Origin of the sequence: Yersinia vastinensis (assembly GCF_902726565.1) — a bacterium.
GTDB classification, from domain to species: domain Bacteria; phylum Pseudomonadota; class Gammaproteobacteria; order Enterobacterales; family Enterobacteriaceae; genus Yersinia; species Yersinia vastinensis.
Map to the genome: position 1 here is coordinate 329,823 of NZ_CACVAF010000004.1, position 20,520 is coordinate 350,342.

The following is a 20,520-nucleotide window of genomic DNA, read 5'->3' on the forward strand; positions in this document are numbered from 1 at the left end:
CCGATAACCCAGCCTCCAACCGTCCATTTATTGTCCATCCAGCCCTCGGATAGGTTTAACCGATGCCCATGCCCGGCATGATGGGCAGTGCCAGTAAAGCGAATGCGCAGTAAAACCACATTTGTGGCAACGGTAACGAGGTTTAGTCCGGATTTGTTCCCCGACCATGTCACGCAGCAACAGCAAGCTCTCTTTCGCTCGCCCTTCCTCTGCATCTGCCAAATGATAATCCATCAAACGATAGAAAACACGCATGGTTGGGTGGCGTTGCAACTGGCGGTTAATATACGTTTGCGCCACATCACGACCTTCCTGCTGCTCTAGAATCTCTGCCAGCATAAGCTCAGCCGTAGCGCCGGTATTATCTTCAACACAACGTTTAAGGAAATTGGCCCAAGCCTCGGGTTGCTGTAAGTGTTGGTAGCACTCACTCAGCATCGGCAATGCTTCGCTCACCACTTCTTTATCTTGCTCTAACACACGTTCCAGCGCGTCAACGCCTTTAGCATATTCACCCTTGGCCAGATATAACCGGCCTTGCATGATAGAGACTCTGGCACATTGCTTATCGGCAGCGGCCGCTTTTTTCAGCAACCCCATCGCCTTATCAAGATCATCAACGCCCATGGCTTGCAGCGCAAGTTCGCAATAAAAATGGGCAATTTCCAATCGCTGATTTTCTTTACCCATCTTGACCAGCTTTTCTGCTACTTCGATAGCGTTATTCCAGTCACTGGTTGCCTGATAAATTGCTAATAATTGCTGTAATGCCCCCAGCCGAAAATCTTGCTCCTCAACCAACTGGTTGAACATATCTTCTGCACGATCATATAAACCCGCTGCCATATAATCGCGGCCAAGCTGCTGGATGGCCAACAACCGCTGTTCAAATGTCAGGGAAGCGCTTTCCATCAAGGCCTGATGGATACGAATAGCACGATCAACCTCACCACGGGAGCGAAACAGATTGCCCAATGTCAGGTGGGCTTCAACCGCTGAACTGTCTTCTTTCAGCATTTCAAGAAACAGATCAACCGCTTTATCCTGCTGATTGGAAAGAAGGAAGTTAACCCCAGCAACATATTCACGAGACAGGCGGTTAGCATCCTGTTGCTTGTCCTGCTGTGCACTTCTACGCCCCATATACCAACCATAGGCGGCAGCGACGGGTAACAGCAGAAACAGCATTTCTAACATAAAAAATTATTCCTTGCTGACAGCAGGTGCGGATGCCGTAACGCTGGGTTCAGTCGATGGTACAAGCTGTGCTTCAAGACGTTTGATTTTTCGTTCTGCACGGCCCAACAAAATGCGCACACGCAGATAAAATAGCCCGCAAATAATCCATCCAAGCACTAAGCCTGCCGCAAAAAGTGTCGCCAATAACGTAGATACCCGATATTCGCCTTGAGCCAATAAATAATTAAAGGTAACGACCTGATCGTTATTTGCCCCTAACGTGACTGAAATCACGAAAATCACTAGCACTAACAAAAAAATCAGCAAATATTTCACGTTTTTTCCTAAAGGCCGAATCAACCTGATGAATTATGCCAAAAATGTGGCGTCCTTACTTATTAAATTAGCACTTCCTAACCCAGCAAAGAAAGCCTGCACCAAGATAAAGCGCCTAACTCGTGTTCAATAGATATTATTTTAAGCAACTTAACTGCGAATAATAACTAATCACTTAATTTTCCTCATGCTCACGTTTTTCTATTTCCTGTTTTTCTTGCGGCAAAATCGTTAACAGGCCGAACCAACGCTGCACTAAATGGCAAACTACCGCGACTAATAACGCGCTGATGATGGTTGCCGCCATAAGATCACGTGGCCAGTGCATACCTAAGGCCAATCGGCTCATCATGACACCCTGCGCCCATAACATCAGCAAAATAACCGTTTTGTAATGTCGGCGTGGCCACAGCAATCCCACAGCCAATAAAGCCCAACTGGCGGCAAAAACCGTATGTCCCGAAGGAAAAGCAAAACCGGTTTCAAATTGCCAATGATTACTCAGCCATGATGGAATAATCGATTGGTTTTGTAATTGCTGCTTCACGAGCGCGCTACGCTCAGACCGCGGTAGCGAATAGAAAAAACGATTATCAATATGATGTTCAGCCTCAAGCCACACCACAAATGGTCGAGGCTCCTGCACCTGTTCTTTAATCAAGGATTTTACACCTTGGCCCAAAACAATAACGCCACACAATATGACGAGCAGCCCAATGGCTGGTTTGATTCGAAAGCGCAGGCACCATAGAAACCAGCCGCCAATCAATATGCTGGTCACAATTCCCCACGGCGCGGTGACCGTTTCAGTCACCCAAAATAGTCCTTTTAGCCAGCTATCACTGCCCCCGGGCTGCCATTGCCAACCAGAAAGCCAGATAATCAAGGTCGGCAGCAGTAAAATAAGTGCTCCTACCGTGATTCGTTTTGCTATATTCCACATCTGAGGTCCTTTCTTTCTAGCAAATGCCCACAACATATTATCCATGGTGATAGCGCTAATTGCATCTATAGCCATAACGCATCAATCTTGCGGCCCATTGATAACATAAAAATTTTTTTGCCACTGCTGAAATAAACCCCAGCCTGACATTCACTCTTACCTTCTTGCTGCTTTGTTGAACAGCAGCAAGTCAAAAGTTATGGCAATATAGCTAATAATGATCACAGAGAAACTTTTTATTTAACCTTATACCCCAATATAAAGGGTATATACGGTAGGGTGTGCGACAGCCTTCCTAAGGGTCCGACGTTATAATATGAACAGTAAGATGCAGCTAAAACGTGTAGCAGAAGCCAAATTACCCACTCCGTGGGGTGATTTTCTAATGGTCGGTTTTGAAGAATTAGCCACCGGCCATGATCATCTGGCCTTAATTTTTGGTGATATCAGCGGGGATAAACCGGTGCTCTCGCGAGTTCATTCTGAGTGCCTAACGGGTGATGCTTTATTTAGCTTGCGCTGTGACTGTGGTTTTCAGCTTGAAGCGGCACTGGCCCATATTGCCGAAGAAGGGCGTGGTGTGCTGATTTATCATCGTCAGGAAGGTCGAAATATTGGCCTGCTGAATAAGATCCGGGCTTACGCTTTACAGGATCTTGGTGCCGATACGGTTGAAGCTAATCATCAACTGGGTTTTGCCGCCGATGAACGCGACTTCACGCTATGTTCTGATATGTACAAATTATTAGGTGTCAAAGCCGTCCGCCTGCTAACCAACAACCCCAAAAAGGTTGAAATTCTCTCGCAAGCGGGAATTAACATTGTCGAACGTGTGCCACTGATTGTCGGCCAGAATCCAAAGAACGAGCAGTATATGGCAACTAAAGCGGCCAAAATGGGCCATTTGTTGACCAAGTAATTCTGCTGTTCATGCCGTTCACGAAAGACTGTGTTCAAATGATAAAGGGTGGTCTTGTGACCACCCTTTGGCTTATTTGGCATTGAGTTACGTCGTCAAATAGTGACACTGTCACTCCGACACGCAACGCATCACAACATTTTGCGGATAACGTAATGCAAAATGCCACCATTCTCAAAATAGACCAATTCATTCCCCGTATCGATACGGCAACGCGTATTGACCGTCTGTTGACGGCCATCAGCATAGGTGAGTGTCACCGCAACAGTTTGCCCCGGAGCCAGATTTTGTAACCCGCTGACGCTGATGGACTCATCTCCGGTGAGGCCTAAGGTTTTGCGGTTAACACCTTGCGGAAACTCAAGTGGTAAAATTCCCATACCGATTAAATTTGATCGGTGAATACGTTCGAATGACTCAGCAATCACGACCCTAACACCCAGCAATCTCGGCCCTTTGGCCGCCCAGTCGCGACTGGACCCTGAACCATACTCCTTCCCCGCAATCACCGCCAATGGCACCTGTTCCTGCTGGTAACGCATCGCCGCATCGTAAATCGACATTTCATTTTGCGATGGAATATGGCGAGTTATCCCTCCTTCAACACCGGGCACCATTTCGTTGCGAATACGAATATTGGCAAAAGTCCCACGCATCATTACTTCATGGTTGCCACGGCGGGAACCATAGGAGTTGAACTCTTTGATCTCTACTCCACGATCTCGCAAATAACGACCGGCCGGGCTGTCTAACTTGATATTACCCGCAGGAGAAATATGGTCCGTCGTCACTGAGTCAGCCAAAATGGCTAAAATACGCGCATTATGAATATCTTGAACAGGCTCCGGTAACGCTTTCATATCACTGAAGAAAGGAGGTAAACGAATATAAGTGGAGTCATTTTGCCAGTCATAGGTTGGTGTACTAACAACCTCAATCGCCTGCCAATCTTCATCACCGTCAAATACTGCCGCATACTCTTTGCGGAACATCTCTGTTTTAACCTCTTCAACCGCTTTAGCGATTTCAATCCCAGTTGGCCAAATATCTTTCAGATAAACAGGATTACCCTCAGGATCATAACCTAGTGCATCTTGGGCTAGGTTGATATTCATATTCCCAGCCAAGGCGTAAGCCACGACCAGCGGAGGTGACGCCAGCCAGTTCGTTTTAACCAAAGGATGGATTCGCCCTTCAAAGTTACGGTTGCCGGACAGCACCGCGCCCACGGTTAAATCCCCGGCTTTAATGGCTTTTTCTATTGGGTCCGGTAATGGGCCAGAGTTACCTATACAAGTAGTACAGCCATAGCCAACCAAATTAAAACCCAGATGGTCAAGATAAGGCGTTAGCCCCGCAGAGTTGAGATATTCAGTCACGACTTTAGAACCGGGAGCCAGCGAGGTTTTAACCCAAGGTTTAGTTTTAAGCCCCTTTTCTGACGCTTTTTTGGCAAGCAAGCCCGCCGCCATCAGCACACTTGGATTTGAGGTATTAGTGCATGAGGTGATAGCGGCGATGACCACCGCCCCTTGCTCTAGCTCATGAGTTTGCCCCTCAAGTGAGAAAGAAACATGGCTTACTTTATCTTTCTTGCTGTTCACTTCCAGCTCTTCAAAAGCATTAAACGCGAGCGGGACTTTGGGCAATGCAACCCGGTCTTGTGGCCGTTTCGGCCCGGCCAAACTGGCTTCTACTGCACCCAGATCCAATGATAACTGGCTGGTAAACACAGGTTCATCCCCCGGATAACGCCATAGACCCTGTGCTTTACTGTAGGCCTCGACTAACGCTATCTGTTCATCACGGCGGCCACTTAAGCGCAGGTAGCCTAATGTGACATCGTCCACTGGGAAGAACCCACAGGTGGCACCATATTCTGGTGACATGTTGGCGATAGTGGCGCGATCTGCCAATGGTAAATCAGCCAAACCATCGCCGTAAAACTCAACAAACTTACCTACCACACCGTGCTTTCTCAGCATTTGTGTAACCGTTAATACTAAATCAGTGGCGGTGATCCCTTCACGCATTTTGCCCGTCATCTTGAATCCGACCACATCAGGAATCAGCATCGAGACTGGCTGGCCCAGCATTGCCGCCTCTGCTTCAATCCCTCCGACCCCCCAGCCCAAAATCCCCAGACCATTAATCATCGTGGTATGAGAGTCAGTGCCCACCAAAGTATCTGGATACGCAACCTGCTTGCCGCCCTGCTGTTCATGCCAGACGGTCTGCCCTAAATACTCAAGGTTAACCTGATGACAAATTCCGGTCCCCGGCGGTACGACACGGAATCGGCTGAACGCTTTTTGCCCCCAGCGTAAAAAGATATAGCGTTCGTGGTTACGTTCCATTTCTAAGCGAACGTTTTCGCCAAAGGCCGCTTTATCGCCAAACTCGTCAACCGTCACCGAGTGGTCGATAACCAAGTCAACAGGAGATAATGGGTTAACCTGAGCAACATCGCCGCCCAAACGCTTAACCGCTTCTCGCATAGCGGCTAAATCGACGACGGCGGGTACACCGGTAAAGTCCTGCATGAGAACCCGCGCCGGACGATAAGCAATCTCTTTATCGGCATGACCGGTTTGTTGCCAATCAATAATCGCTTTGAGGTCTTCCTCTTGGACCTGCTCACCATCCAGATGGCGCAACAGGTTTTCCAACAACACTTTCAGTGATTTCGGAAGTCGGTCAATATCACCCAGTGCTGCCGCCAGTTGCGGTAGACTGTAATAGTGATACTCGTGGTTAAGGGCGACCAACTTGGCCATACTCGTTTTACGCAGATCCAACGACATAGCGCCTCCATTGTTTCTTATAAGTGTTCTAAACATCATTCATCTCAACAAGGCTATTCCCTTGAAATTATGAGGTCTAGATTAAATATAACACAAAGAAACATTAACATTTTGGCAACAATGGCGATTACTGGCAGCGATAGGTATGAACGATGAGAGTAAAAAAACTCATGACCCGATAAGGTAAAATTAACTACTGTGTTGCTCTTTCATATCTTAGCTTTCAAAAAACAATTTAAACTCCATATCGGTTATTACCCTATTGCACTCACTAGGCGTTAAGTTGTCAAAATCAGATGATTCATAAAACTCGAATCCGGTTTTATCCCATTGAAGTTCATTGTCAGATAGACTAAATGGCACAGTATTATCCGCATTATAAGAATTCGGGAAGAATAAATTCTTTAGCCAATCTAAAATCTTGGTAGTTATTGTTCTAAGATCAAGATCTTGTTGCAACTCTTTTGGGCATTGTGATGCAAACTCAAAGTAAATATTAGTTTTGTTTTCATCTAACTGAAAGTCTTCACTCAAGAGCATTTGGCAATGCAATGTAAACAAATCGCACTTACCATTACCATAAGTGACTGAATGACGCATTTTGAGCCCTGAATCACTATCAAAATCAAATTTCATTAGAATATGATTATCATGATGTAAATATGGGTACATTTTATCACTGTGTTCAAGCGTAAGTTCTACCATTGAGAACTTACTCATTGAAGTCAGTAAGTTAACTCTTCTGTCAGTTTCAATGTTATTATCTGAAGGGATCAGCCAACCCTTATGAATTAACCGTTCTAAAGATTCACTTGCACTGCCTATACTTTCCACATTATCACCATCAATATAAAATTGAGCTTTTTCAGGAATAGCGCCTCTGTTCTCTAATGCCTGAAATGTGTTACTCAGCCCTATTTTTGATAAAGGGTAAGATATTTTATCCATAGATTCTCCTTGTTTACTTTCATTGTAAAAATGTTGAATACTAATATGAAAATACATTATATTTTTTAAATTATCTTTTAAATTTCAACTTAATAGTTCTTTATAGAAAATCAGATATACAAAAATAATTGATAAGCCACTGTTCTATTTAACATAAATCATAGTAAGTAGGTTGCCTTCTCAGTACCCATATTTAGCTTTCCCTTGCAAAGAACACCAACGCCTGAAGATTTGAACTAAAGATATGCTCGCCGGTATAACATGTAGACATTTCTATTTTTAGTGTTTTCTCTTCTGCATCATAAGTTCTATCTGTTATTATAAAATCAGTCTCAGGAAGAAATAAAAATTCATCTTCCCCATCACGCAGCACACTTGAAATGTCTGCACCTGAATAGGGGTTGTCATTATATATTTCAAATAAGACATTTATAGAATCATTATCCAAAGTGGTTTTATCGCCACAAAAACTCCATGCTACATCTTCGTCTTGGGATGAACTCATGAATGATTTAGTACTAAATATAGATCCTTCCGTCCAGTTACTGGTGCTAAAAAGGGACCTAACCTCCCCTCTGAACAATGTCTGTTGAACTGTAGGTTGCATGGCCTGCAACATTGTTAGATGCATGAGCGATAGTTTCATCTGAAATACATTCGATCGTACGTTTTGTTGCTCACCTTGAGACTCTCTTAAAAAATTATTTATCCTCACATAGCCATCCTCCTTAAAATCTCTAAAAGCAAACCAATCGATGAAGTTTACTTTTCTATAGGCAGAAAGTTGGTTGAAATTTTTGATTTCATCATGGATATCTAATTGAGTTACGTTTTGTAAAAAATCCTCACTATATATCGATGTTAACTCATTCAGAGCATCACTAATCTCACTGACTGGAACTGATACGTCATCGCTATTTGGCATGCTACGTAGATAATTTAAATGTTGTTTTTCTGGAAAGGGTAATTCAGGGAGCAATAGAGGACAACTGGTATTAGTATTAGAAGGATTACTCACTGAAAACATTTACTGTCCTTTTATAAAAATTGAAAATATACGAACAAACATATAATAAAAATATAAAATCAGGTGAATTAATTAAATTTCATTAGCATATACATATTCCATTGTGTCTACTATTCCCTACCACGATAGACAAAGAAACCCCCTTGTACATACAACTTAATTAATATGTAACATTGTTAAATAGATAGTGCACTACGTGGAATACCCTATAAACAGGATGAAATGGAAATTATGACGAATAAGAATACCAAGAAAACCTCCCAATCAGTTGCTTCGCAAGCGGCGAAAATACTGAAAGATCCTAATGCTTCCGCCATCGAAAAAAGTCTTGCAGGATCGGCCCTATCTCAATCTAGCACGAATAATCAAACAGGCGCACATATGGAGGATGTCGCATCACAAGTTCTGGCAAATTCTAAATACAGTGAACAAACCAAAACGCTGGCCGGCTCAGTACTGGCACAAGCCAATAAGAAACGTTAGCAATGCAAAAAGCCCCATTAACTTGGGGCTTTATCTTTACGCTACAAGAACAATTATTTCGTCGGCAATTTTATGTCTTTGAACATCGCCTCAATATCTTCATTCGAACGCAAAGCAACCGCTTTATCCACCACATCACGCGTCAAATGCGGGGCAAAACGCAGGATAAAATCATACATATAACTACGCAGGAAGGTGCTGCGGCGGAAACCAATTTTGGTGGTACTGTAAGTAAAGATATCGCGCGCATCAACCGTCACTAAATCAGGGTCTTGAACTGGGTCAACCGCCATACTGGCGATAACACCCACCCCCAGCCCTAATCTCACATAGGTTTTAATCACATCCGCATCGGTGGCGGTGAAAACAATTCGTGGAGTCAACCCTGCGCGATTAAATGCGGTATCCAACTCTGAGCGGCCGGTAAAACCAAAGGTGTAGGTTACTATTGGATAGGCTGCCAGCTCTTCAATGCTGACATGAGTCTTGCCAGCTAATGGATGATCAGGCTTAACAACCACCGCGCGATTCCAGTGATAGCACGGCAACATGATCAGGTCGTCGTACAAATGAAGTGCTTCAGTTGCAATAGCAAAGTCAGCACTCCCCTTGGAAACTGCCTCAGCAATTTGTGTGGGTGACCCTTGATGCATATGCAAGGACACGCGCGGATAACGTTCGATAAAGCCTTTAATCACATTAGGCAATGCATAGCGTGCCTGAGTATGAGTCGTGGCTACATACAAAGACCCTTTATCTGGATAGGTATGTTCACCAGCAACCGCTTTGATGGCATCCACTTTTGACAGCACTTCACGAGCAATACGGATTATTTCCAGCCCTGCGGGAGTGACTTGTGTGAGATGTTTACCACTGCGGGCAAAAATCTGGATGCCAAGCTCATCTTCCAGCATTCTGACCTGTTTACTTATCCCAGGTTGTGAGGTGTACAGACCCTCTGCGGTAGATGATACGTTAAGGTTATGATTAACCACCTCAACAATATAACGGAGCTGTTGCAATTTCATATCTATACCATCCTAGGTTAAACACTGCGGGGAACGCCACAGTTTGGTATATCGGTATCACCCGGTATGCCGAGAAGTTATTAACTGAAACTTATAGCGACATGCGAAGTGGTCAGTATTGACCTTATAATAACTTAAGGTGATAAAAAAATATTTTATATAACTACTATATCATTTCGCCAACAACTGTATATACCCTTCTCTCGTTGCATTGTAGCGATAGTAACGACTTTCCTTGCTTAAATCTCTGACTTGGGTCTGCCTGTAGACTTGCGCTATTAGCTACCTAGACCATCGAGTATTAGCCTAAAAATAATCGTGTTTTTGATAAATGCAGACAGCCGTTAATGATTGATAGTATCAACGGATTAACCAAGACTATAAAGCACTTGGATAAATTAACCCAATAAAAAAACCAGCCATTGAGGCTGGTTTCTTAGGCATGGCTCGGCATTTTAACTTTACGACTGAGCGCGATTAATCTCTCGAGATACCACTCTCACTCAGTAAAATGCTTATTTTTTCGCTTCAACCCATTTGCCATCGATATAGAAAGCAGACCAACCTGTGGCTTTGCCCTCTTTTTCAGAGGAAACATATTGTTGCTTAGTTTTACGGCTAAAGCGCACCATGGTTTTGTTACCCTCCTTGTCCGTCACTGGCGCATCCGCCAAATAACGTAGCTTCTCAGGTAAACGATCCTTAAAACGAACCAACTCTTCAACTAAAGGTGCACGTGTTTCGCGCGATTTAGGGAAAGTATTGGCCGCTAAGAACACACCCGCAGCACCATCTCGCAACACGAAATAAGCATCAGATTTTTCACAAGGCAATTCGGGTAATGGCACCGGATCTTCTTTTGGCGGTGCAACTTCACCACTGCGTAAGATTTTACGGGTATTTTTGCACTCGTCATTGGTACAACCCATGTACTTACCAAAACGTCCCATTTTCAGGTGCATTTCGGAACCACATTTCTCGCACTCAACAATAGGGCCTTCATACCCTTTGATGCGGAACTCACCTTCTTCTATCTCATAACCATCACATGCAGGGTTATTCCCACAAACATGCAATTTACGTTGGTTATCGATCAGATAGCTGTCCATTGCAGTGCCACATTTCTGGCAGCGACGACGGGCGCGTAATGCGTTGGTCTCCGCATCATCACCTTCCAAAATGTTAAGAATTTCAGCTTCTGGTACCAGATTGATGGTGGTTTTACAGCGCTCCTTCGGTGGCAATGCATAACCTGAGCAACCTAGGAACACCCCGGTACTGGCGGTACGAATCCCCATCGGACGACCACAAGTTGGGCAATCAATGCTGGTCATGACCATCTGATTTGGACGCATACCGCCCTCTTCAGGATCTTTTTCGGCTTTTTCAAGCTGCTCGCTGAATTCAGCAAAGAATCCATCCAGCACAGCTTTCCATTCAGCCTGATCGTTGGCCACTTGGTCCAAACCACTTTCCATCCGCGCGGTGAAATCGTAATTCATCAACTCGCGGAAGTTTTCTTCCAAGCGGTCAGTAACAATTTCACCCATTTTCTCTGCATAGAAGCGGCGGTTTTCAACCCGAACATAGCCACGGTCTTGAATGGTCGAAATAATCGACGCATAAGTAGATGGACGGCCAATACCCCGTTTTTCCAGCTCTTTCACCAATGATGCTTCACTGTAACGTGCCGGTGGCTTGGTAAAGTGCTGGCTTGGGATCAGCTTTTGCAAATCCAACTCACTGCCCACTTCAATCACTGGCAAGGTGCGATCTTCATCGCCTTTGCGCAGTGCTGGCATGACCTTAGTCCAACCGTCAAATCGCAAAGTACGGCCTTTAGCGCGCAGTTGGAAGTCACCAGCCTGCACGGTCAGCGTCGTTGAATCATATTTGGCCGGTGTCATCTGACAGGCCACAAACTGACGCCAAATCAGCTGATACAGCTTCTGGGCATCGGCTTCCATATCTTTTAATTGTTCAGCCAGCACATTCACATCAGAAGGACGAATAGCTTCATGCGCTTCTTGTGAGTTCTCTTTGCTGCTGTATTGATTTGGCGCAGACGGTAAATACTTATCACCAAAATTATCGCCGATATAACCACGAACCATGGTCAACGCATCTTGACTCAAATTGGTGGAGTCAGTACGCATATAGGTGATATGGCCCGCTTCATACAAGCGCTGCGCCATCATCATGGTCTTCTTCACACCAAAACTCAGGCGGGTACTAGCAGCCTGTTGCAAGGTGGACGTAATAAAAGGTGCGCCGGGCTTGCTGCTGGTCGGTTTATCTTCACGATCCAACACTTTGTAGCGCGCGTTTTCCAACAATTTAAGGGCGGCGTGCGTCTGCTCACGATTGACCGGTTTAAACGGCTTATTGTGAGCATGGGTGACTTCCATTTGAATCGGTACTTCACCCTTTGCCAGCAAGTCGGCATGCAGTTCCCAATACTCTTCAGGAACGAATGCTTTAATATCCCGCTCACGTTCGACCACTAAGCGCACCGCGACGGATTGCACACGCCCTGCAGACAGGCCACGAGCAATTTTTTTCCACAGCAGCGGAGAAACCATATAACCCACAACCCGGTCCATAAAGCGACGGGCTTGTTGGGCATTAACCCGGTTGATATTCAATTCACCAGGTTGATTAAACGCTTGTTGGATAGCATTTTTAGTGATTTCGTTGAATACCACACGACTAAAACGCTTATCATCACCACCAATCACTTCCCGCAAATGCCAGGCAATAGCCTCTCCTTCGCGGTCAAGGTCGGTTGCGAGATAGATATGGTCAGCGTTTTCAGCTAATGCTTTAAGCTCGGCAACCACTTTTTCTTTGCCGGGCAAAATTTCATACTGCGCTTTCCAGCCATGATAAGGATCGACACCCATGCGGTTAACTAATGCAACCTTTTCGTCTTTCTTTACTTTAGTTTTGGGTTTATCAGCTTTCTTGGCTTTATCTTCAGTTGAGTTAGCGCTCTTCTTACTGGCAGATCCACTGGTCGGCAAATCACGAATGTGACCGACACTGGACTTAACCACGTAGTTATTCCCTAAGTATTTATTAATAGTTTTGGCTTTTGCCGGGGACTCAACTATTACGAGAGCTTTACCCATAATTACCTTTACCTAAATTATTTCTTCTAAAAGAAGGTTTTTATCTTGCCGTACCGCGGCATTCGCAATCTCTTTTTTATATTGCGGTACTTTTTCAGGAGATCAACCTGTTTTTTTGATCGGTGCCACAAAAGAGTCATCCGAATCATGCTTGACGATCCCGCAAAATTTTTGCCTGCGCCCAGTGTAACAGCAGTGAATTCTGCCTTATGGCGTCAACAAAACCTTCCACCTAATAGTATAAAATCCCACACTGTACCTGATAAAAAGCGCTACGCAACCTAATTAGCTCGGAATCTTAATTTATCCAATATTGATGATAAAGCCATCAATAGCTCGAATAAACCTTAGTCGGTTTGCGAACAAATGCTAACCCGCAGTACAATAGTGAAAGAATTTACTTGGTTCTGAAAACAAATATGATTGTCGTGAGGGAATATAATGCTCGGAAACACAGCACCGATTACGCGTAATGAATTGTTGGCAGAAGCTAATGAGATTATTCGCCAGCATGAAGATTATCTGCATGGTATGGAAGCAACAGAGGTTGAGCAGAAAGGTTCTGTCTTAGTATTTCGTGGTGAATTCTTCCTCGATTCAGATGGTTTACCCACAGCAAAAACAACCGCAGTATTTAATATGTTCAAACATCTGGCACACGTGTTGTCTGCTAAATATCATTTAATTGATTAATTCTGATTATTCTTCTTTTATTACTTTCTCGTTTAGCTATTGAGCCAACAATAACAGGGGGTTTCCCCCTGTTATTGTCTTGTAAAACTCAAATCCTATTCGACTAGAGCAGGGGTTTTTCCCCACGCTGCCACCACCGCAATAATAGGCGGTCGACACTTTCTGCGGCGCTCCCGGTAAAACGATCCATTAGACGTTTGCGACGCGAATAACGCACACCTATAACTTCGTGGTTATCCATTTCAGCAATCAGTAAATCATCACTGGTACCAATCGCATCAACCAACCCTTTCTCTTTTGCTTGAGTACCAAACCAATGTTCACCGGTTGCAACAGCATCAATATCTAAAGAGGGGCGTTGTTGTTGAACAAACTGCTTAAATAGCAGATGAGTTTCATTCAAATCTTCGCGAAATTTCTCGCGCCCTTGCTCAGTATTTTCACCAAACAGCGTTAGGGTTCTCTTAAACTCACCAGCGGTGTGCAGCTCAACATCAATGTCGTTCTTTTTCAATAAGCGGTGGAAGTTAGGTATCTGTGCGACAACCCCGATAGAACCAATAATGGCAAAAGGCGCGCTAATAATGCGATCCGCAACACAAGCCATCATATACCCCCCGCTCGCGGCCACTTTATCCACCGCGACGGTCAGACGTATACCTTTATGACGCAAACGCTCCAATTGCGAAGCCGCAAGGCCGTAGCCATGCACAACCCCCCCCGGGCTTTCGAGTCTCAGCAATACTTCATCTTGCGCAGTGGCAACCGCCAACACAGCAGAAATCTCTTCACGCAATGACGTGACTTCATGCGCATCAATGCTACCTTTGAAATCAATGACATATAAACAGGGTTTCCCTGTTGCCACCGCACCGGCTTTCGCGCGCTGTTTCTTCAGTTTTTGATCGGATTTTTGCTGCTTTTTAAATTCTTTACTCCAGACTTTTTGCTCCGAGGGACTCATGCGCGCTAAACGCATCTCACGCTGCATTTCCTTATATTGCTCACCCAAGTCAACTAGATTGAGTTCGCCTCGTTGCCCTTGTTTCCTCATTCCTTGGCTGACAATCAGTAGTACTACCGCACCAATCGCAACCACAATGGTTACCACTTTAGCGAGAAACAGTCCGTACAGAGAAAATAACTCCACAAATACCGCCTTTATTCATCTGCTATTAAAGAGATACCTGCATTCTAGCGAACCCATCGGCCGCCGTCTTGCGCAAATGAAAAATTGCATTGGTTTCGCTTAAATATAAGAATGTAAGAGATATCGCGGCATGAAAAATAGAATACTCGCCGCCAGCAAGAGGAATAATTATGCATTATCAACCTAAAGGTGACCTGCTCGATAATCGGACTATTTTAGTCACGGGTGCAGGTGATGGTATTGGTCGCGAAGCGGCGCTGACTTACGCACGTTTTGGTGCTCGTTTGATTCTCGTCGGTCGTACAGAGAGTAAACTCGTCGCTGTAAAACAGCAGATTACAGAGGCTGGCGGGAGGTCTGCAATCGTTCTGGTGCTTGACTTACTGCATGCAAGCGAACAGGATTGCCAGCAGTTAGCCCAAACCCTCAGCACACAAATTTCTCATTTAGACGGAGTGCTGCACAATGCGGGTTTACTGGGTGAAATAGTTCCCATGTCTGAGCAAAGCATTGCTGTCTGGCAAGATGTAATGCAAGTGAATGTCAATGCAACTTTTATGCTAACTCAAGCATTGCTACCATTGTTACTTAAGTCTCCCAGCGCTTCATTGGTCTTCACCAGCTCCAGTGTTGGACGTCAAGGTCGTGCCGAATGGGGTGCTTACGCCGTCTCCAAATTTGCCACTGAGGGCATGATGCAAGTGCTGGCTGAAGAGTATAAGCACAGTAATCTGCGAGTTAATTGCATTAATCCCGGCGGAACGCGGACTCAAATGCGGGCAAATGCCTTCCCTGACGAGAATGCCGATAAGCTAAAAACACCCGCTGATATTATGCCGCTATATCTTTACCTGATGGGCGACGATAGCCGAAGAAAGACGGGTATCAGTTTCGATGCACAACCGGGCCGCAAAGCTGGCCCCGCCGAATAAAGGAACGTTTATGTCTGAAGAACGCCACCAGCAGCGCCAACAAAAAATAAAAGAAAAGGTTGAATCACGAGTGGCCGCAGCACAGGAAATTCGCGGTATTTTGATTGTTTTCACCGGCAATGGTAAAGGTAAAACCACTGCTGCATTTGGTACAGTAACCCGTGCAGTTGGCCATGGTCTGAAAGCGGGAGTGATTCAATTTATTAAAGGTGAATGGCCGAACGGTGAGAAAAATTTGCTGCAACAACACGGTGTCGAGTTCCAAGTAATGGCGACAGGTTTTACCTGGAATACGCAGAACAGAGAGACCGATACCGCGGCCTGCCAAGCGGTTTGGCAACACGGATTGCGTATGCTGGCAGACCCGACGTTGGACTTAGTTGTGTTGGATGAGCTGACGTATATGGTGGCCTATGACTATCTGCCACTAGAGGAGGTTGTTAATGCACTAAAACAGCGCCCTGCCCATCAAACGGTCATTATTACGGGGCGTGGTTGCCATCGAGATCTGTTGGAAATGGCGGATACTGTCAGCGAATTACGCCCAGTCAAACATGCTTTTGATGCTGGCATTAAAGCGCAACAAGGTATTGATTGGTAATTATCTGATGGCATAAGAAGAAGTGGGAAGAAGAAAATATCTTCCCACTTAGTGGATTACCCGCGTTTGTTCGATCCGCGACGCCCAGTCGTTGCTGCTGGCGTTGCATTACCTGCATTCTGACGAGTAGAACCTTTACGTGCAGAACCTTGACGACCTGCAACCTGACGACCAGCGACTTCAGTATGACGCTTAACCGCACGGCGAATTTGGTTCGCTTTCACGCGACGTCGGTCTTTCTCTACTGGCAATTTACTGACAGTTTCAGAATCCAGCTCCACTAATTCACGCAGATAGTTAGTGGCGTTCAGATCTAGCTCTGTCCAGCCGCCACGTGGCAAGCCTTTTGGCAGATTGATATCACCATAACGTACACGAATCAGGCGACTAACTTGCACACCGACAGCTTCCCATAAGCGGCGAACTTCACGGTTGCGCCCTTCGGTTAAGGTGACGTTGTACCACTGGTTAAGCCCTTCTCCGCCTTGGAATTTAATGGTGCGGAATGCCGCAGGACCATCTTCCAATTGCACGCCACGGCTCAACTGCTTGATTTTTTCGTCATCAATCTGACCAAACACCCGCACGGCATATTCACGTTCAACTTCGCGGCTTGGATGCATCAGACGGTTAGCCAGTTCACCATCGGTGGTGAACAACAATAACCCGGAGGTGTTGACGTCTAAACGCCCGACCGCGACCCAACGAGACCCGCGCAGTTTAGGCAAACGATCAAATACGGTTGGACGACCTTCAGGGTCATTACGGGTACAAAGTTCACCCTCAGGCTTGTAATACGCCAGAACACGGCACACTGCCTCTTCAGATTCTTTAATAGATAGAAGATGACCGTCTAGACGAATTTTAGTGGCCTGAGTCACTTCAACCCGATCACCCAGCTTTGATATTTTACCATCAACGCTAACGCGGCCTTGTTGAATAATGGTTTCGATTTCTCGACGCGAGCCATGACCGGCGCGAGCCAAGATTTTCTGTAATTTTTCGCCCACAACTTTATCGCCCTGTGGTTTAGGGCTTTGTGGCTTTGAGTTTGGTAATTTCTGGTCTTCTGACTTCTCGCTCATTGAGCAACCTCTAATGTCGCCTTCACAGGCGTCGTGTATAATCGTCTCATCAATAAGTTATGTTTTTTTACCGCACATCAACTCATTGGATTTTAAAACTTTTCAAAGAAAGCACGCAAATAAGGCGCCACAGCAACTGCTACACCTGATGCTTAGGGGTCACGTATATTACACGAATTCTAGCATGAAAGATTCTAATAAATCTTTACAGCCTGTTTAGAGTAAACGAGGGAGTCGTCAGCAAACTCAATGGCATGCCTAAACAGCACCGCAGCCATCAAGACTCTTGGCAGCCCTTTTCTGACCAATTCGCCAGACACACTAAGTATCCACAGACGAGAATCAGAAATAATTGGCTTTTAAAAGATAACGATTTTGAGCCATTCCACTGTACAGCTCAATTTGACCAAAATCGTTAATATCGAATGGATCGAATGGATCGAATGGATCGAATAATCTTGTACAAACTAATGCTGCCGTGCATTTGTTCCTAGCGGACAGGGAAAATGTTTTTCCATGTCCGGAACCGTTAAACTAGAGAAGAAAATTTATAGTCTGAGCCACACCAGCTACTTTTCTTTATCACCAAAAACATGCCGCAGATTAATTTCTTAACACTCTCCTATTTGGTTTGCGTGACTCAGGAAAGTTAACTCCTGAGTGCAATACATGAGAATGTGACGTCATTATAATCATACCATTGTACTTTGTGGTCCAGAGTGTGTATTGCTCAAGAACTGTGAAACAATTCCGGCATTCATTAGCATAGGTTGTAATGTGTTGATACCCAATTTACCCAAAGCACTGCGTTTGTGATAGCTAACCGTTTTATTACTTAATTCCAAATGATCTGCAATATCATTGTTCGATTTGCCTTGCAGCAATAACGCCAGAACAGTTCGTTCTCGCCGCGATAATATGCATGGCCGTTTTTTATTCAGAGCTGGCGGGCTGGAAAATACTCGATTTAATTGGCTAACGAATTGACTCATCAGGGCATTTTGCGCAATAACAGCATAAACCTGCTCAACCCCAAAGAAATATTGCTTGAGTAGATGAACACAAAACTCATCTGCGATGATAATGACGCGACAATTTGGGCGATGTATCCGTAACCAGTCAACCACTAAGCTTAGGCTATCACCCGATGTATAGTCCTCACCACGTAGATTCAAAATGGCTAGATTAACAGTAGGAAACTTCACCAAGTTATCATAGCAATCTGTGAGGGAGCTGACACTGGCAGCAACATTGACGGATTCACTCATTAAGAGTTTTTTTAAAATACGCTCCAAACTGAAACGAGTAAAAGAACAAGGATGTTGAATGATGGCAAATTTCTCTTCCATAGTGTTAATTTCCTTGATAGCGAACATAAGTTGGACGTTATTTATCTAAACTCTCTTAATTTTTTGAAAAATAAATTAATAAAAAACATGGCGGTCATGGCTGAGAACAGCGATAACCATAATGAGAATGCAATAAGAGAATCATAAGTTTCTTCCGAGACAATAGCGCCGAGATAAATAGAGTGTACGTAGTTCATAAACTCCGGAAATGTCTCAACGATAATCAGGCTAAAAAAACAGAACAGCCAGATAAACCAGAAGAAATAGAGTGAATAGGATACTAATTTATTCATCGGGCAAGACCTTACTCCCATTGACCTTGGGAAATAATGCATATAGTCATTATGCATTCGTGGGCAAATCGACTTGAGGGAAGCAGCAATACCCCGATATTACTGCATCAATTGCACCATCAAGATTAATAACATCATCCTTCTTATATACATATCCACGAACACCTATTCCAAGACATTTTTTCAAATAATAAATTGAGGTTAGTGAGGTATAAATAAGCACTTTTGACTCAGGAGACATTAGCATGAGTTTTTGGATGAGATTAAGTTGAATGTTTTTATATCCAACAAAATCGACAACAATGATACTCGGCTTATAAATACTGGCCATTTTTATCGATTCTAACTCTTCGCCAGTTTCATAAACTTTTCCACCTTTGCACTCTATCAGTCCCCTCACGACATGCCTTATTAAAGGATGTTGGTCAATAATCAGAGCTGAAATGATTTTATTCATCGTGACTTACTCGTGAAGTTATGAGTGTTTAGGCGAAATTATCATTAATGATAAAATCGCCCAGCGAATATATGTCCTAATTAAGAGTGTATTGCCCCGATAATGCACAATTTAAGTCAAGAACAGTTTCAGCTGACGTCGATGGTGATGTAACATAAAGTCCATAATAAATACTGTCGGTATCATACTGCTCTGAAATACCATCAAATCCTGCGACATTAATTGGACGAGAGAATGAATAACCGGCAGCGGTCCCTGCATTACCATCACGATAAGCGCCACAAGTCACTTGAGTGTTCCCACCCGTCGCTATCGTTGTATTGGGTGTAATAGAAAAGTTTAATGTTTTACTTTTCGCCGTTGATAACCAGTTAACACAATTAACCGATAACTTAATTTCGCCAATATTTTGCGACAACCGTGTTGCATTGCTGTTATACGAGTAAATATGTTCGCCACTCAAAGTATTCTCAATACTGAGAGGCCCAGATGCACTTGCCTCACAGGCAACATCAAGATTTTGGGCACCCAAATCAATAGTACTGGTTGTATAACCGGTTCCACCGGTAGCCAATGTACAATTGGCATTATTAAGACATGAAAAACCCTCTGAAGAGGTTGTAACTCTAAAACGCCCATTACTACCAACGAGTGTTGAAATATTAGCATAAGGGATTGACACGTGCTGATTAAGATTGACACCATGGGCCTCTGCCACCCTTAGTGAATTATAATGAGTGGTGGCATTCGATAATTCTGTGTCATAGCTGCCGTCACCCTGAAGATCAACATATCCTCTTTGTATTTCTGCGCCAACAGCACCTGATGATGTTAATAAATTAAACACATAAACCAATCGGCAAGATTGTAATGATTGAGTCCCAGCGCCTGTTTTCATTTTGCAGGTATTAGGATGAGTAGTTTCGTGGCTAGGTAAATAATAATGTGTCAGATCAAAAGTAAGTTCACTTAGACTAGTTTGTGGATTTTCTACAACATAATGGCTAAGTGCGATATTTGGCAGTGCTGAAAAAGCCAATGTGAATGTGATTAAGTTAAATAATTTCATAATAAATATCCAAAATAAGGTAATGACAAAGTAGGCATAAATTGCGGTAAATATTATTGCCTTCTTTTTTAACTATTCAGCTGCGCATAGAGG

At 44.2% G+C, this 20,520-nt stretch carries 18 protein-coding genes; 5 read left to right on the forward strand and 13 right to left on the reverse strand.

Translation table 11 applies throughout. The features are described 5' to 3' along the window. Positions 1–27: 27 nt before the first annotated feature. The 3 genes from lapB to pgpB all read right to left on the reverse strand — a co-directional run bounded on the left by lapB (position 28) and on the right by pgpB (position 2,458). Complete coding sequence (gene lapB, locus HUZ92_RS08340; RefSeq protein WP_050101292.1) at positions 28–1,197, reverse strand: lipopolysaccharide assembly protein LapB; 1,170 nt, start codon at positions 1,195–1,197, stop codon at positions 28–30. A 6-nt stretch (positions 1,198–1,203) separates the two neighbouring features. After that, on the reverse strand, positions 1,204–1,515 hold the full coding sequence (locus HUZ92_RS08345) for a LapA family protein (RefSeq protein WP_050101293.1): 312 nt from the start codon (positions 1,513–1,515) through the stop codon (positions 1,204–1,206). Between the two features lie 175 nt (positions 1,516–1,690). Beyond that, the gene (gene pgpB / locus HUZ92_RS08350; RefSeq protein WP_050101294.1) at positions 1,691–2,458 is read right to left on the reverse strand and encodes a phosphatidylglycerophosphatase B; all 768 of its coding nucleotides are present in this window, start codon (positions 2,456–2,458) and stop codon (positions 1,691–1,693) included. Between the two features lie 328 nt (positions 2,459–2,786). Here pgpB and ribA point away from each other — a divergent pair, with 328 nt between their 5' ends. Continuing rightward, positions 2,787–3,377: a GTP cyclohydrolase II gene (gene ribA, locus HUZ92_RS08355; protein ID WP_050101360.1), complete on the forward strand. Its 591-nt coding sequence runs from the start codon at positions 2,787–2,789 to the stop codon at positions 3,375–3,377. Between the two features lie 131 nt (positions 3,378–3,508). Here ribA and acnA read toward each other — a convergent pair whose 3' ends face one another. The 3 genes from acnA to HUZ92_RS08370 form a co-directional block, all read right to left on the reverse strand. Further along, on the reverse strand, positions 3,509–6,181 hold the full coding sequence (gene acnA / locus HUZ92_RS08360) for an aconitate hydratase AcnA (RefSeq protein WP_145579969.1): 2,673 nt from the start codon (positions 6,179–6,181) through the stop codon (positions 3,509–3,511). A 216-nt stretch (positions 6,182–6,397) separates the two neighbouring features. Next, positions 6,398–7,129, reverse strand: coding sequence for a hypothetical protein (locus HUZ92_RS08365; protein WP_145579970.1), 732 nt, complete (start codon positions 7,127–7,129; stop codon positions 6,398–6,400). Between the two features lie 193 nt (positions 7,130–7,322). Continuing rightward, the gene (locus tag HUZ92_RS08370; protein ID WP_145524743.1) at positions 7,323–8,156 is read right to left on the reverse strand and encodes an ADP-ribosyltransferase; all 834 of its coding nucleotides are present in this window, start codon (positions 8,154–8,156) and stop codon (positions 7,323–7,325) included. 231 nt (positions 8,157–8,387) lie between these two features. On the opposite strand from HUZ92_RS08370, the gene HUZ92_RS08375 reads away from it, so the two are divergent. Continuing rightward, positions 8,388–8,639: a hypothetical protein gene (locus HUZ92_RS08375; RefSeq protein ID WP_072086748.1), complete on the forward strand. Its 252-nt coding sequence runs from the start codon at positions 8,388–8,390 to the stop codon at positions 8,637–8,639. A gap of 53 nt (positions 8,640–8,692) precedes the next feature. Here the strand turns inward: HUZ92_RS08375 and cysB are convergent, their stop codons facing one another. Together cysB and topA are read right to left on the reverse strand one after the other, a co-directional pair. Beyond that, positions 8,693–9,667 carry an HTH-type transcriptional regulator CysB gene (gene cysB / locus HUZ92_RS08380; protein ID WP_050101310.1) on the reverse strand — a complete coding sequence of 325 codons (975 nt, stop codon included), beginning with the start codon at positions 9,665–9,667 and terminating at the stop codon, positions 8,693–8,695. A 515-nt stretch (positions 9,668–10,182) separates the two neighbouring features. Then, positions 10,183–12,798 (reverse strand): type I DNA topoisomerase, encoded by a 2,616-nt coding sequence (gene topA, locus HUZ92_RS08385; protein ID WP_050101311.1) that lies wholly within the window; start codon positions 12,796–12,798, stop codon positions 10,183–10,185. A gap of 441 nt (positions 12,799–13,239) precedes the next feature. Between topA and HUZ92_RS08390 the strand changes: the two genes are divergently transcribed. Beyond that, complete coding sequence (locus tag HUZ92_RS08390) at positions 13,240–13,491, forward strand: YciN family protein (RefSeq protein ID WP_050101312.1); 252 nt, start codon at positions 13,240–13,242, stop codon at positions 13,489–13,491. Positions 13,492–13,594: 103 nt separating this feature from the next. On the opposite strand, the gene sohB is transcribed toward HUZ92_RS08390, so the two are convergent. Continuing rightward, a complete protein-coding gene (gene sohB / locus HUZ92_RS08395) occupies positions 13,595–14,641 on the reverse strand; it encodes a protease SohB (protein ID WP_050101313.1) in 1,047 nt (348 codons plus the stop codon). Between the two features lie 170 nt (positions 14,642–14,811). On the opposite strand from sohB, the gene HUZ92_RS08400 reads away from it, so the two are divergent. Continuing rightward, a complete protein-coding gene (locus tag HUZ92_RS08400; RefSeq protein WP_050140605.1) occupies positions 14,812–15,573 on the forward strand; it encodes a YciK family oxidoreductase in 762 nt (253 codons plus the stop codon). A 10-nt stretch (positions 15,574–15,583) separates the two neighbouring features. Further along, positions 15,584–16,174, forward strand: coding sequence for a cob(I)yrinic acid a,c-diamide adenosyltransferase (gene cobO / locus HUZ92_RS08405; RefSeq protein ID WP_050101315.1), 591 nt, complete (start codon positions 15,584–15,586; stop codon positions 16,172–16,174). 56 nt (positions 16,175–16,230) lie between these two features. Here cobO and rluB read toward each other — a convergent pair whose 3' ends face one another. From rluB to HUZ92_RS08425, 4 genes are all read right to left on the reverse strand, one after another. Then, positions 16,231–17,259 (reverse strand): 23S rRNA pseudouridine(2605) synthase RluB, encoded by a 1,029-nt coding sequence (rluB, locus tag HUZ92_RS08410; RefSeq protein ID WP_050101316.1) that lies wholly within the window; start codon positions 17,257–17,259, stop codon positions 16,231–16,233. Between the two features lie 692 nt (positions 17,260–17,951). Beyond that, a complete protein-coding gene (locus HUZ92_RS08415) occupies positions 17,952–18,608 on the reverse strand; it encodes a helix-turn-helix transcriptional regulator (protein ID WP_050101317.1) in 657 nt (218 codons plus the stop codon). 342 nt (positions 18,609–18,950) lie between these two features. Further along, entirely contained in the window at positions 18,951–19,358 is a 408-nt protein-coding gene (locus HUZ92_RS08420) for a response regulator (RefSeq protein WP_072086744.1), read from the reverse strand. Positions 19,359–19,434: 76 nt separating this feature from the next. Then, entirely contained in the window at positions 19,435–20,427 is a 993-nt protein-coding gene (locus HUZ92_RS08425; RefSeq protein WP_145579971.1) for a heme utilization protein, read from the reverse strand. Positions 20,428–20,520 lie beyond the last annotated feature (93 nt).